This window comes from Streptomyces sp. CNB091, assembly GCF_000377965.1.
On the sequence record NZ_KB898996.1, the window covers coordinates 48,383 to 60,730 of the forward strand.

Genomic DNA, 12,348 nt, shown 5'->3' on the forward strand with positions numbered 1-12,348 from the left:
GCGGGGGCGATCGCCGCCTCCGGAAGTGATCAGCCGTGACCGGTGAGAGGGCGCGGGCGGGTGAGAGGGCGCGGGCGGTGAGAGGGCGGGGGCGGTGAGAGGGCGGGGGCGGTGAGAGGGCGGGGACGGTGAGAGGGCGGGGACGGTGAGAGGGCGCGGTCCCGGCCGGGCGCAGGCTCGGCCGGGACCGCTCGCCGTCAGACCGCGCTGTCGGGGACGGCCTCGATCAGCGACGCGTTCAACTCCTGGGCCAGCGGTGCGACCTGGACGACACGCAGCCCCGCCCGGGCGCAGAGCGTGGCGTACTCCGCCCTGGTGCGCTGCCGGCCGCCGATGGTGACCAGCATGTGCAGATCGGTCAGATACGGGTTCTCCAGGGCGGCGTGGTTGAGGCTGTCCGCGTCGGCGACCTCGGGCAGCACCGGCTCGGCGATGAGCAGCTTGCCGTGGTCGGGCATGGCGGCCCGGACCCGGCTCAGGATCGTCGAGGCCCGTTCGTCGTCCCAGTTCAGCACCACGTTCTTGATGAGGTAGAGGTCGGCACCCTTGGGTACTTCGGCGAAGAAGTCTCCCGCGACCGCGCGGCACCGCTTCTCCAGACCGGACGCGGTGACGGTCTCCCGCGCTCGCGCGGTCCCGGCCTCGGTCTCGTACACGGTGCCGGTCAGCCGCGGGTGCCGTTCGAGGAGCGCGGCGAGCAGCGTGCCGTCGCCGCCTCCGACGTCGACCACCGTGCCGAAACGGCTCAGGTCGTAGGCCCCGGAGATCGCCTCGGCCATTTCCACCGGCAGATGGCGCTTGCTCATCGCCGCGTGGAACAGGGCGGCCAGTTCCGGCTTTCCCGACAGGTAGTCGTACACCGGCTCGCCGAAGTGCGTGTCGAATGCGGGCCGGCCTGTGCCCAACGACTCCGCCAGATTGAGCCAGTTTCGCTGGAAGACGTCGTGAGTGAGGAAGGCGGCGAAGTCCAGCAGCGACGCCGGGGTGTCCCGGCGCAGCAGTGCCCCCGCCTCGGTGAGTGCGAAGCGTCCGGGCCGGGACTCGACACACAGACCGAGGGAGGCCAGGGCGCGCAGCAGCCTGCCCAGCTGTTCGGCGGGCACTCCGCAGGCGAGCGCCAGTTCGTCGGTCCCGGCCTCGCCGTCGCCGATACGATCGGCCAGCTCCAGCCGCGCGGCAGCTCCTACGGCCTGGGTGGCCAGCGTCCCGAAGATCGCCGATATCACGGTGCGGCGGGCGTCGGCCTCGGTCGTCATGAACTCACCATTCCCTCTGCGTCGTTGCCTGTGGGCTCGTGATGGACAAGGCGTGGTGGAAGATGTTCAACGGATCCCATTTCGCCTTCACTTCTTGCAGCCCGGGATAGTTCTCGCCGTAATACAGCTCGTGCCAGGGAACGTTGGACGTGTTCCACTCCGGGTTCGCCAGGTCGGTGTCCGCGTAATTGATGTAGGCGGTTGGCGTCGTTCGGCACCGATGTCGAGCAGGGCCAGGACCAGGACCACGAACTCCGCGCGGTTCGGCAGTTGCACCACCACCCGGTCCCCGGCACGGACGCCGAGCCCCTCCAGGCGCCGGCCGGCCGCGGTGACCGCCGTGTGCAGTTCGCCGTGGGTCAGCCGTGTCGTACCGCTCACCACGGCGAGCCGGTCGGGGTGGCGCAGGCGCGCCTCGCGCAGCAGATCGGCGACCCGCTCCTCGCGCCACAGCCCGGCCCGCAGATAGGCCTCGGCCCGTCGCCGGTCGATCACCGGGACGTCCCCGTCCAGCGGCCGGGTCCCGAGCGGACTCATCGGGGGGCCTCCGCTATCCCGCGGGTCAATTGCTCCACCGTGTAGTCGTCCTTGTCCCACAGATCCATCCTGACTCCGAACCGTTCGCGCAATTGAATCTCCAGGTCGGTGGTCTCGACAGAGTTGAGACCGATGTCGGCGCGGAGCCGGGTATACGGTTCGACCTCGCTCAGCGTCTGCTCCGAAATGCCGATATCGAGCAGCAACTGCTTGATGACGTCCACGGACACGGCGGCTCCCTGATTTTCGATGTCGAGGATGAGGGGCGGTGGCGTTCCGCCGTTTGCGCGAAACTCCGTATGGAGCGCAGGTCGAGGCTAATCGACGCCCGTCGGCCTGACAACGGACTAGTACGCCGGTACTAGGGCCGCGTTCCGTTCCCGGCCCGGGCCACGGAGGTTGTCCATCGTTGGGGGAGAACCGGGGTGTGGAAGGCGTAGACCGGCCTTACACCAAGCGGTGTATTTCCGATTCCGGTGAGATTTGAGAGTGTTGCGCTTGTGCCGGACGAATATCGCAAGCCTGCGGTCCGTTCCGGAGGATGGCCGCGGGAAATTCGACCCGTTGATCGGCGCGTTGCCGATTCGGACTGGAGCCTATCGATGCCCGAATGCTCGGGTGACACGTGTTCAGGCGGTCGGGAAGTCATGGGGGTAGACGGTGCAACAGTTGTACGAAATTCCTTACCCGGAGCTGGGGTCCGTACTGGGGGAGCAGGAAATCGGCGTTCTGGCCCGTTTGCTCGAATCCGGTGAGAACCTGTCGGGGGAAGATACCGAGAGGAGTTCGAGCGGTTTTTCCGCGAGTACCTCGGAGTGCCGCACGCGCTCTCGGTGACCAGCGGGACCGTGGCGCTGGAGATCGGGATACGGCTGCTCGACCTGAATGAGGGCGACGAGATCATCGCGACCCCGCAGACGTACAAGGCCAGTGTGCAACCGCTGCTGAACTACCCGGTGAACGTGCGCTTCTGCGATGTCGAGCCGGACACCCTCAATATCGACCCCGACCACTTCGCATCGCTGATCACCGACCGGACCAAGGCCCTGATCCTCGTGCACTACGGCGGGCTGCCCTGCGACATGGAACCTTTTTCAACCTCACGCTGATGCGTGGTGAAGGACGAGGACGGCCTTCACCACGTCGGTGATTCGGTTGGTGCTGCAGCGGAGCTTCCGCAGGAGGCGCCAGCCCTTGATAGTGGCCATGGCCCGCTCGCCGAGGCAGCGGATCTTGGCGTGGGTGGTGTTGTGGCGACGCTTCCATCGCTTGAGGCGGCGGCCCCGAAACGGTACGCGGACGGGTCCGCCGGCGCCTTGATATGCCTTGTCCACCCAGCATTTGAGTTCCGCATCGGCGAGGGCTTCGATGATGCCGTGCTGCCGCGCGGCGGTCAGGTCGTGAGCCGAGCCGGGCAGAGTCGGCGAGGCTCAGAGCAGCCGTCCGAACGGATCGGTGAGGACCTGGACGTTCATGCCGTGGCGTTTGTGTTTCCCGGAGTAGTACGGGGTGTCGGCGGCGATGCGGTCGATCGGCAGCGGGGTGCCGTCGAGGATCACGAACGCCGTCGTTCGGATCGTCTTCATCGCCTCGGCCAGGGACGGGGCGAGGGCGGCCAGGGCCTCGACGGCTTCACGTATGTAGCGGTAGACGGTCGCGATCCCGATGTCGAACCCGGCAGCGAGCTGGGCGTAGGTGTCACCGCACCGTAGATGGGCCAGGGGGAGCAGTGCCTGACGTGCGGCGGGAAGGCGCCGCCACGGCGTTCCGATCTCCTGCCGCCGGGCTGTCAGTTGTCCGGTCAGGAACCGCAGGGTGCGGCTGGACAGATTAATCGAGGACGGGTAGACAAGCACGCGAAGCTCCTGGCGGATAAGGGTGATCTTGGTCGAGAACCCATCTACCAGGAGCTTCGTCGCTGCGCAGGACGGTCCAACTCGTGGTCAGGCAACGCAGCTTGAGGAGGGCTCACTGCCTCCATCGTGGCCGATGGGGCGCTGGTGGAGTGGGGACCTGCGTCGGTGTGGCGTGCCGCGGTTTCCCACGAAATCCGGTGGAGTCTCAGCGGCCGGAAGTGGTTGGGTCCTGCTCAATGCTTCGCTGACACGGCCCGGCACAGTGCGAGGCGCAAGGTCCGAATCGCAGGGCGGTCTAGCCCGCGCGTTGTCGAGTGGTGGAGGTTATCGCGGTGGCTGGTTATGGGGCGCTTTCCGACGTATACGAGTGGCTGATCGGGGACGACAGGTTGACCCCCGCCCAGGCAGCCGCGGTCTACTACAGCGATGTCGTGGGCTATCTGCCGCCCAACGCGCGCGTCCTCGACTGCGCGTGTGGAACCGGACAGCTCGCCGTCGGTCTCGCGAGTCTTGGCCTTGACGTGGTCGCCGCAGACGCCAGCAAGGGGATGGTTCGCCGGACCGAGAAGGCCGCCGACGAGCAGGGCGTCTCGCTTCGAGCCCTCCGCGCGAGCTGGGACGAGCTGCCCGACCAACTGGAGGACTCCACGTTCGATCTGGTGTTCTGCGTCGGCAACTCACTCGGGCACGCCGAGGGCGCAGCCGGGCGCCTGACCGCACTGGAAGCGATGTCGCGGCTGCTGAATCCGGACGGACGCCTCGTGCTCCACTCACGCAACTGGGAGCGCGTGCGCTCCGCCGGCTCACGGGTAGACGTTCGCGATCGACTCATCCGCCGCAACGACCGCGATGCGGTCGTCAGCTACTACTGGCAGATCGAGCAGCGCTGGGAGCAGGAACACTTCCTCGAGATCGTGGTCGCCCAGATAGAAACGGATGGGGCAGTGCGAGCCTGCTCGGAGCGGTTGTCCATCTGGCCCTACCGGTACGAGGACCTCGTGGCACAGTTGCAGAGTGTCGGGCTCACGGTGCAGTCCACCACCTTCGACCCCGAGAGCAATGGATACCTGGTAGTCGCCAGCCGCGACCAGGCGCGAGGCACGTCGGAGCTGGCGCGCTGATCCGCCTCTCGTCGTCGTTTGCCGACCTGCCGGCTCGCGACCGCCTGCAGCGGGTTCTTCGCGAAGTGTTCAGCGCTGTACGGTCCTCACCCTGTATCTGACCTGCTCAAGCTGAGGTTGGAAACAGCTCAATGGATCCGTACCGTAGCCAGCCCGCAGCTCCCCACAGGAAGCAGATGGCGACACCAACCGCTACTGCCGGGGTTCCTGCGATTCTCTTCCTACTCATTGCCCCCTCGACAAATGTGCTTTCTCTCACTTCTTTGAATTCCATTTCCTGATGATCAGCGTGGTGATCGCAACGCAGGAAATACTGATGAGGAAGATGGGTATTTGCCAGCCATCTGGAATCCAAGACCCTTTACCTTCGGATGAAAGGAGCCACATGGGGCTCGTCCTTTCAGTCGGGTGGGAGCGAGGGTCGACTCGCTCCCACTAGTCAACTCGTCAAGACCAAGCGGCCACGGTTCTTTCTTCGGCGAAGGATCCTGCGGCTTCACCGGCGGCCATACACGGGGTGGCGCCGGCGGCCACGCCTAGGCTGCCGCCTGCGGCAGCTCCTCGCAGGCAGAGGCCCTCCACTGCCGTACCGGCCGCGATGCCGAATCCGATTCCGGCGGCCTTTCGGCATACTCCGTCGAGTCCGGCGTTCCACATCCGGCCAGTGGCTTCAACATCGTTCGCCCCCGGAGTGCCCCAGGTCTTTCCTGTGGACGGCCTGGGCTGGCCGGCTTGCCCTGTGCGCCCCGAACCGTTGACGGTTCGGGGCGCACAGGCTGTTCGCGGCGCTCGTCCATAGGTCGAACGCGAAGTGCTCGATGACGGTGAAGCACACCTCGTTCACAGTTCCGACGAGGCGGCCGCCGTCCTGGAAGTACACCTCCTTGGGCGCTTTGGCCGCGATCTCTCGGAGGCGGTTGGTGGCGTCTTGCTCCTGAGCGGCCGTCACGACTGGGTTATGTGGCGCCTTGCCATCAACTCCTGGAGATCTCACCCACGACATACGCGCCTGCCGCGATGAAGCAGACCACGCCTACTCCCAGGAAGAGGACTCGGGTGACCGACTTGCCGATCACCGCGTTGCGCTCGTCCTGTCGCGCCGCGATCATTCTGCCTTGCGCCCGGGATGCGTAGATTCCGATGGCGACGAACAGCACTCCGAGCAGGACGAGCACGACAGCGACAATCATGATGGGTCTCCTGGTCTAAAATTGCCTGTTGCCAAAGTCTTCGGCGGCATAACTTCCGAATTCCGTCGCTGCGTAGCAGCCGGCTCTGACCGCAAGGCCCATGCCACCGGTGGTGACGCCGAAGGCGGCTGCTGTAGCCCCGCAGATGGCTCCGATGAGCGCGCCACCAGCCATGCCCGCCAGCCCGGCAAAGCCCGCTTTGATCTTGCCCGGGTAGCGCTGCTGGCAGAGAAGGCTGCAGCCCGGCGACGCCTCGCAAGGGGAGGCCGGACAGCCGTGTCTTCCCGCCGACTGCGTCCGGCGCTGGTGGGGTGACGCGCATCCGGCCGGATCCCACGTAGGGCCCCGTGCGGTCTGCGGCCGCCCGGCACCGGGGCCACTCTGGCAACACCCCGGCGGGGGAAGCGAGGCGCCGAACCGGCTCAGGTACGCAGGGACAGGTAGTAGTCGCCGACCTCGGACAGGTAGCCGGGGTCGGCTGTCTCGCTGTCGGTTGTGAAGCGGGGAGCGGATTTGATTTCCTCCCGGGACGGTGCGACCTCCACCTTCTGCGCCTCGGTGTCGATGGAGGTGACGGAGCCGGCTGGGATCAGGACGCTTCTGCCGAATTTCCACACGCCGGTGTCGACAACGAGGTGCTGCATTCCGGGCTGGTCCTGATGGCGGTCCACGTGCCCGATGACCCCGTCAGCGGCCTCCACTGTGAAACCCACCATCGACTGCCGGGCCCCGTACCCGCTGTCCGGCGCGTACATCCACACACTTCCCACCGGTCCCTCTCCTCGTCTTCGGCGACCCGCACTGCGGATCTTCCCGTTGCCTACCGCCCTCCTTCCCCGGTGTCCGGCGAACAATCGGGGCCGCCGACCCTCGCAGGACGCATTCCCCTTCAGGCTGCGGAAGACGAGTTCACCGGGCCGTGCGGTGGTGTTCGGCGTTGATCCGCTTAGCTTCTTCGAGCTGGTATTCGAGGATGACGATGCGGCAGGCGGCCTCGATGGGCGTTCCCTGGTCGACGAGTTCGCGGGCACGGGCGGCGATGCGCAGCTGGTAGCGGGAGTAGCGGCGGTGGCCGCCCTCCGAGCGCAGGGGGGTGATGAGGCGGGCTTCACCGATGGCGCGGAGGAACCCTTGTGTGGTGTTGAGCATTTCGGCTGCCCGGCCCATGGTGTAGGCGGGGTAGTCGTCGTCGTCGAGACGGCCGAACGAGTCGTCTGCTGTCACTTGCACCTCTCTGTGGAACGCACGGAGGGGCCCTGGTGCCATATGGCACCAGGGCCCCGAAGGAACTGCTACACCATCGGCCGGCCGTGATCGGCTGCGCCGGCTCTCTGTTTCCGCAGGCCCGCCCCGGGAGAGGTCGGGGGCTGCGGGGATCGCGGTTGCTTGACCGGAGACCACCTCACTATCGATGTCCTGCGGTACCCGGGCCCACTTCTTGCACCCGGGCGATCCTGATGGCGACCAACTCCTCCGTTCTTCCCTCTGGGTCAACTGCTTGCGTACTGCTGATGCTGCGTCCTGTCTCGGTGACCTGTGGCAGCGTCACTCTTCGGCAGCCAGCCCCGTCGCCCGTCCTGCATATGCTCCGGCTTGGAACCCCACTGCCGAACCTTCCGGTGCGCGCGCCCGCAGCCGACGCCTTCACCGAGGTACTGCTCGCACTTCTCTGCTGGGTACTGCCACTGCGTGAACTGCGGTACTTCTCGCGGCGGCCCCTGATCACTGCGGGCCGCCTGGTCCGGTCGTCAGCCCCGTCGCCTTCCTGCAACAACCCTGGCTTCGGAACTCCACCACCGAACCGTCCTGCCGTACTGCACCTGCGTGTACTGCTGCCCGCCAGTTCGTCTCTGCCGGGCCCTGCTGATCTCGGCTACGAGAGAAACCATAACCACACCCTGGCCGGATGTCTACTCCGGCCAACATAGATTTCCCGTGGCTCAGGAGAGAGGTAATCAGGCCCTGGGGACTAAGAAGGGCGGGGCAGGGCACAGGGGACAACCTAGGCAGGACCAGACTGGGACGAGCAGAGGAGACCAGGATGAACCTGACGAACACGATGCGCGTCGACGCCACCGCCATCCGCCCCACGGCCACCGTCGCCGATGCGCGTGAGAAGGCCCGGAGCTTCCTCGAAGCCCTCCGGGAACCGGCCGCCGCCCCCGATTCGGCCGACACCGTGATCCTGGTCGTCTCCGAACTCGTCACCAACGCACTGCGCCACGGAGGCGGCACCTACACCCTCCGCCTGACCGCCCATCCCGACCTCATCGAGGTGGCCGTCGACGATCCCAGCCCGAGGGCCCCGCACATGCGCACCCCCGACCTGACCGGTGCCACCGGCGGCTTCGGCTGGCGCATGGTCAACCACCTCGCCCGCACCACCGCGGTCATCCACCGGCCCACCGGCGGCAAAACCGTCAGCGCCTTCCTCGCCCGATAACACCATGGCCTCGGGCCGGCCTCTGCCTCATGGCGCAACGGAACCGTGCATCCAAGTCTGGAGGAAGCACGTCGCCGCGCCGCCGCCGCTGACCAGTGGCATGTCGTTCCAGGCAGTGGCGCCGGGACCGCCGGTTGCGCAAGCGGGTGGCCGCGGAGTTGAGTGGTGTCGGCAGAGCCGAGTGCCCCGAGTGCAGGGCGACTTGGGTGGCCGGGGTGGACCGCCGTTCGAACGTGGTCTACTGCTCGCGGCGGTGCGTCACGAGGGCCTGGAGGGCCCGGAAGGAAACGTTTGGCGAACGGTCACAGTGACCGCATCGCGAACGCATCCGGATTCCAACCCCGATCAGAACCTGGTCAATTGCGGTCGTCCGTTGTGATCGTCGCATTTCCGGTCCGACTCTCGGTCGGGAAGCGCGCCGGGTCTCGCCACGGCTGTTTGGCCGTGCACCGGTCCGCGGTGGGTGGTGGAAGCCATGCCCGAAGAGATCGAGATAGCCGACAAGGTCGGCAGCGTCAGTGTGAACCGCTATGCGGAGATCGTCGCTGAGCTGCGGGAATTGGTCGAGACGTCCAGCCGGATCCAGTTCACGATTGGCGACTACGCACTCGAAGTCGAGCCGATGCGCGAGCACGGCGGCTCGGCCCCGGCCGAGGAGCTGTTCACGGTCAAGGACTCGCTGTTCCGTCTGGCCGAGGACATCGGGCTGTCGTACTCGACGGTGAAAACGGCCAGGTGGACCGCGTCCAGGTGGCCGGAGGACCGCCGGGTGTCGGGGGTGTCCTTCACCGTCCACACCATCCTGGCGGGCATCGTCGATGGCGGGGAACGGTGGGCCACCATCCTCACCCCGCCCGAGGGCAAGGCCCGGTGGACTCCCGACGATGCCAAACGCCGCACGGGCCGCCAGGTCGTCAAGCCCGTCACCCCGCAGGAGAAGATCACCGCGATCCACACCCTGGCCCGCGACGAGGACGTTGCCGCGGCGGTGACCACCGACTTCCTCAAGCGGCCGACGGTCGCGGCGAAAGTACCCGAGCAGGAGAAGATCCGGGTCGTGGAGGAGTTCACCCGCGACGAGGCGGTGGCAACCACCGCCGCGACCAGCCTCCTCCGCAGGCCGGACGTCGCCTTCCGGGCAATGTCGGACGACACTGCCCGCCACCAGGTCAACCATGCCCAGGTCGAGCGGGGCCGGCAGGCCCGCGAGCACTTCGAGGAGACCAGCCCCGTCGCCCCGGCCATCCGCAACATCGACCGGTCGGTGGAGTTCCTGGAGCGTGGACCTGCCCCGCCCGGCCGGACGACACCGCCTACGTCATCTACACCTCGGGCTCCACCGGAACGCCCAAGGGCGTGGCGGTCAGTCACCGCGCCGCCCTGAACACCCTGGTGGACGTCGAGGAGCGGTACGGCATCCGGCCGGGCGACCGGGTCCTGGCGCTGTCCTCGCTCAGCTTCGACCTCTCCGTCTTCGACGTCTTCGGGATGCTCGCGGCAGGCGGTGCCGTCGTGCTGCCCGCGGATGCGGACCGCCGCGCCCCGGACCGCTGGACCGAGTTGTGCCGGCTCCACGGGGTCACGGTGTGGAACTCGGTGCCCGCCCTGATGCAGATGCTCGTCGAGCACCTGGAGAGCCGGGGCGCGGCCGACGGCCCGGGCCACCTCCCCGGCCTGCGGCTGACCCTGCTGAGCGGCGACTGGATACCGCTGTCCCTGCCGGACCGGCTCCGGGCGGTGGCCCCCGCGACCGAGGTGATCAGCCTGGGCGGCGCGACCGAGGCCGCCGTCTGGTCCATCGCCCACCCGATCGGCGAGGTCGCGCCCGACTGGCCGTCCATCCCCTACGGCCGTCCCCTGCGCAACCAGCGCTTCCACGTCCTCAACGACCGGCTGCGGCACGCGCCGGTGTGGGTGCCGGGCCACCTGCACATCGCCGGGGCCGGACTGGCCGAAGGGTACTGGCGGGACGAGCGGCGCACCGCCGAGTCGTTCATCGTCCACCCGGAGACGGGGGAACGGCTGTACCGCACCGGCGACCTCGGGCGGTATCTGCCCGACGGCACCATCGAGTTCCTCGGCCGCGACGACTTCCAGGTCAAGATCGGCGGCTACCGCATCGAACTGGGCGAGGTCGAGCACGCTCTGAGCGGCCACCCCGACGTCCTCAGCGCCGTGGTGTCCGCACCCGGGGAGCGTACCCGGCAACGGCTGGTCGCCCATGTCGTCCCGGCCCACCCCGGGCTGCGGGACGCCCCGGACTTCGCCGACCGGTTGCGGGCCCACCTCGCCGCGTCCCTGCCCTCCTACATGACCCCGTCCGACATCGTCCCCATCGACGCGATGCCGCTGAGCGCCAATGGCAAGGTCGACCGCTCGGCCCTGCCCGACCCCCGGCACGCGGGCGAGGCGACCGCGAGCACGCCGGAGGACGAGGAGGAGCCGGCGACAGGGGCGCTGGCCACCCTGCTGGTCCTGGCCGCCGATCTCCTCGGCGTGGAGCGGCCCCGGGCGCGGGACAACTTCTTCGAGCTCGGCGGCGACTCCATCATGGGGGTGCAACTCGTGGGGAGGGCCAACGCCGAGGGCATCCCGATCACCCCGCAGAACCTCTTCGAGACCTCCAGCTTCATCGAACTGGCCGGGGCCGTACCCGCCGTGACGGGCGTCGGCGACGTGGGCGCGGCCGTGCCGCTCACCCCGCACCAGGCGGTGGCACGGGCCCAGGCCGGATCGGTGCTGCTGGACGTACCGGACGCGTTCGACCCCGTGCTGGCCGGCCGCGCACTGAGCGCGCTGGCCGACCGCCATCCGGCCCTCGGCGCGCGGGTTCGGACCGAGGACGGCCGGCCGTTCGTGGTGCGGGCCGACCGGGGCGAGGACCATGAGGTCCCGGAGATCGACCTCGGCGCACTGCCCGACGACGTACGGGCCGAGGCGGTGACGCAGATGCTCGACGAGATGGCCGGGGAGCTGGACATCGAGGCCGGGCCGACGGTCAAGCCCGCGGTGTTCCGGCTGGGCGAACGGGGCAGCGTGTTGGCCTGCACGGTGGCGCAGGGGCTGATGGACGACGCCTCCGTCCTCCTGCTCTGCCGCGAACTGATCCAGGCGTACGACCGGTTGGCCGCCGGTCAGCCCGTGGTGTGGAGCGCGGGCGCGGGTTCTCCGCAGGCGTGGAACCAGGGCCTGCGCCGGGAGCCGGCGCACCCGGCGGGGCTCGACGCGCTCCCCGGGGCGCCGCGGGCGCTGCCCCGGCAACAGACGATCGAACTGGACGCCGCACGTACGGCGGAGCTGTTCACCGCCGCCGCGGCCAGTTACCACCTGGACCCGACCGAGGTGCTGGTGGCGGCGGCGTCCGCCGCACTGGGCAGGGCCCTGGGCGAACCGCCGCAGCTGCTGGTCGAGCGTTCGCTGCGGGCCGACCTGGCCGCCAGCGACGAGCCGGCCGGCCGCCTGGTGGGCCGGGTGACCGAGCTGCGGACCATGGAGCCGGCGGCGGCTCGGACCCCCCTCGCCGAAGTGCTCACCTCGGTGAAGAGCCGGCTGCGGACGACGGACCCGCTTCCGGTCCGGGGGGCGACGGTCGCGGTCAGGGAGGTGGTGACCTGGGATCACGGCGACGACGCGATCACGGTCCCCGCGGACTTCACCGGAGTGGCCGGGCTCGCCGGCTGGCACGACGGGGCGGAAGGACAGCTGAGCGCCGCCGTGGTGGACGGCGCCCTGCGCGTCCGCTGGCTCCTGGGCGCCTCCGTGTCCGAGGACGGGGCGACCCGCCTGGCCGACGCCTTCGCGACGGTGCTCGGGGAGATCGCCGAGCACTGCGGCGCGGCGGCGGGGACCTACGAACCGTCCGACTTCCCGCTGTCCGGCCTCTCCGAGGACGAGCTGGACGCGTTCCTCGACGAACTGCGGTGACCGGTGACCGGTGACGGCGGC

General features: G+C 68.5%; 10 protein-coding genes and 4 pseudogenes. 5 read left to right on the forward strand and 9 right to left on the reverse strand.

Annotated features, from left to right (window positions below; genetic code table 11):
* Nucleotides 1–197: 197 nt before the first annotated feature.
* The 4 genes and pseudogenes from D581_RS0113810 to D581_RS0113820 form a co-directional block, all read right to left on the reverse strand.
* Nucleotides 198–1,256: a methyltransferase gene (locus tag D581_RS0113810; protein WP_018957802.1), complete on the reverse strand. Its 1,059-nt coding sequence runs from the start codon at nucleotides 1,254–1,256 to the stop codon at nucleotides 198–200.
* Nucleotides 1,257–1,260: 4 nt separating this feature from the next.
* Nucleotides 1,261–1,455, reverse strand: a pseudogene (locus tag D581_RS1000000139630) (BBE domain-containing protein); the annotation flags it as partial.
* A 74-nt stretch (nucleotides 1,456–1,529) separates the two neighbouring features.
* A pseudogene (locus D581_RS0113815) lies at nucleotides 1,530–1,793 on the reverse strand (AMP-binding protein); the annotation flags it as partial.
* Nucleotides 1,790–2,017, reverse strand: a complete 228-nt coding sequence (locus D581_RS0113820) for an acyl carrier protein (RefSeq protein WP_397923267.1) — start codon at nucleotides 2,015–2,017, stop codon at nucleotides 1,790–1,792. The gene D581_RS0113820 and the pseudogene D581_RS0113815, both read right to left, overlap by 4 nt.
* A 591-nt stretch (nucleotides 2,018–2,608) precedes the next feature.
* Here D581_RS0113820 and D581_RS1000000141620 point away from each other — a divergent pair.
* Nucleotides 2,609–2,902, forward strand: coding sequence for a DegT/DnrJ/EryC1/StrS family aminotransferase (locus D581_RS1000000141620; protein WP_018957804.1), 294 nt, complete (start codon nucleotides 2,609–2,611; stop codon nucleotides 2,900–2,902).
* Here D581_RS1000000141620 and D581_RS1000000139640 read toward each other — a convergent pair.
* Nucleotides 2,894–3,649 (reverse strand): annotated as a pseudogene (locus tag D581_RS1000000139640) (transposase family protein). The gene D581_RS1000000141620 and the pseudogene D581_RS1000000139640 sit on opposite strands and share 9 nt — an antisense overlap.
* A gap of 332 nt (nucleotides 3,650–3,981) precedes the next feature.
* Here D581_RS1000000139640 and D581_RS0113835 point away from each other — a divergent pair.
* Nucleotides 3,982–4,770, forward strand: coding sequence for a class I SAM-dependent methyltransferase (locus tag D581_RS0113835; protein WP_026290497.1), 789 nt, complete (start codon nucleotides 3,982–3,984; stop codon nucleotides 4,768–4,770).
* A gap of 796 nt (nucleotides 4,771–5,566) precedes the next feature.
* On the opposite strand, the pseudogene D581_RS1000000142065 reads toward D581_RS0113835, so the two are convergent.
* From D581_RS1000000142065 to D581_RS0113855, 4 genes and pseudogenes are all read right to left on the reverse strand, one after another.
* Nucleotides 5,567–5,710 (reverse strand): annotated as a pseudogene (locus tag D581_RS1000000142065) (telomere-protecting terminal protein Tpg); the annotation flags it as partial.
* Between the two features lie 34 nt (nucleotides 5,711–5,744).
* Complete coding sequence (locus D581_RS0113845; protein WP_018957809.1) at nucleotides 5,745–5,960, reverse strand: hypothetical protein; 216 nt, start codon at nucleotides 5,958–5,960, stop codon at nucleotides 5,745–5,747.
* Between the two features lie 422 nt (nucleotides 5,961–6,382).
* Nucleotides 6,383–6,730 (reverse strand): hypothetical protein, encoded by a 348-nt coding sequence (locus D581_RS0113850; protein ID WP_026290498.1) that lies wholly within the window; start codon nucleotides 6,728–6,730, stop codon nucleotides 6,383–6,385.
* A gap of 139 nt (nucleotides 6,731–6,869) precedes the next feature.
* Nucleotides 6,870–7,184: a MerR family transcriptional regulator gene (locus D581_RS0113855; protein WP_018957811.1), complete on the reverse strand. Its 315-nt coding sequence runs from the start codon at nucleotides 7,182–7,184 to the stop codon at nucleotides 6,870–6,872.
* 817 nt (nucleotides 7,185–8,001) lie between these two features.
* Between D581_RS0113855 and D581_RS0113860 the strand changes: the two genes are divergently transcribed.
* The 3 genes from D581_RS0113860 (at nucleotide 8,002) to D581_RS0113870 (ending at nucleotide 12,327) form a co-directional block, all read left to right on the forward strand.
* Nucleotides 8,002–8,403, forward strand: coding sequence for an ATP-binding protein (locus tag D581_RS0113860; RefSeq protein WP_018957812.1), 402 nt, complete (start codon nucleotides 8,002–8,004; stop codon nucleotides 8,401–8,403).
* A gap of 475 nt (nucleotides 8,404–8,878) precedes the next feature.
* Entirely contained in the window at nucleotides 8,879–9,787 is a 909-nt protein-coding gene (locus D581_RS01000000137190; RefSeq protein WP_018957813.1) for a DUF6192 family protein, read from the forward strand.
* Nucleotides 9,724–12,327, forward strand: a complete 2,604-nt coding sequence (locus tag D581_RS0113870) for an AMP-binding protein (RefSeq protein WP_486585834.1) — start codon at nucleotides 9,724–9,726, stop codon at nucleotides 12,325–12,327. Before D581_RS01000000137190 ends, D581_RS0113870 begins: the two co-directional genes overlap by 64 nt.
* The last annotated feature ends 21 nt before the right edge of the window (nucleotides 12,328–12,348 follow it).

Excerpts from the sequence above, each read along its gene's own strand:
- D581_RS01000000137190 (WP_018957813.1), top strand. The coding sequence starts at position 8,879 with ATGCCCGAAGAGATCGAGATAGCCGACAAGGTCGGCAGCGTCAGTGTG.
- D581_RS0113845 (WP_018957809.1), bottom strand. The coding sequence starts at position 5,960 with ATGATTGTCGCTGTCGTGCTCGTCCTGCTCGGAGTGCTGTTCGTCGCC.
- D581_RS0113810 (WP_018957802.1), bottom strand. The coding sequence starts at position 1,256 with ATGACGACCGAGGCCGACGCCCGCCGCACCGTGATATCGGCGATCTTC.
- D581_RS0113860 (WP_018957812.1), top strand. The coding sequence starts at position 8,002 with ATGAACCTGACGAACACGATGCGCGTCGACGCCACCGCCATCCGCCCC.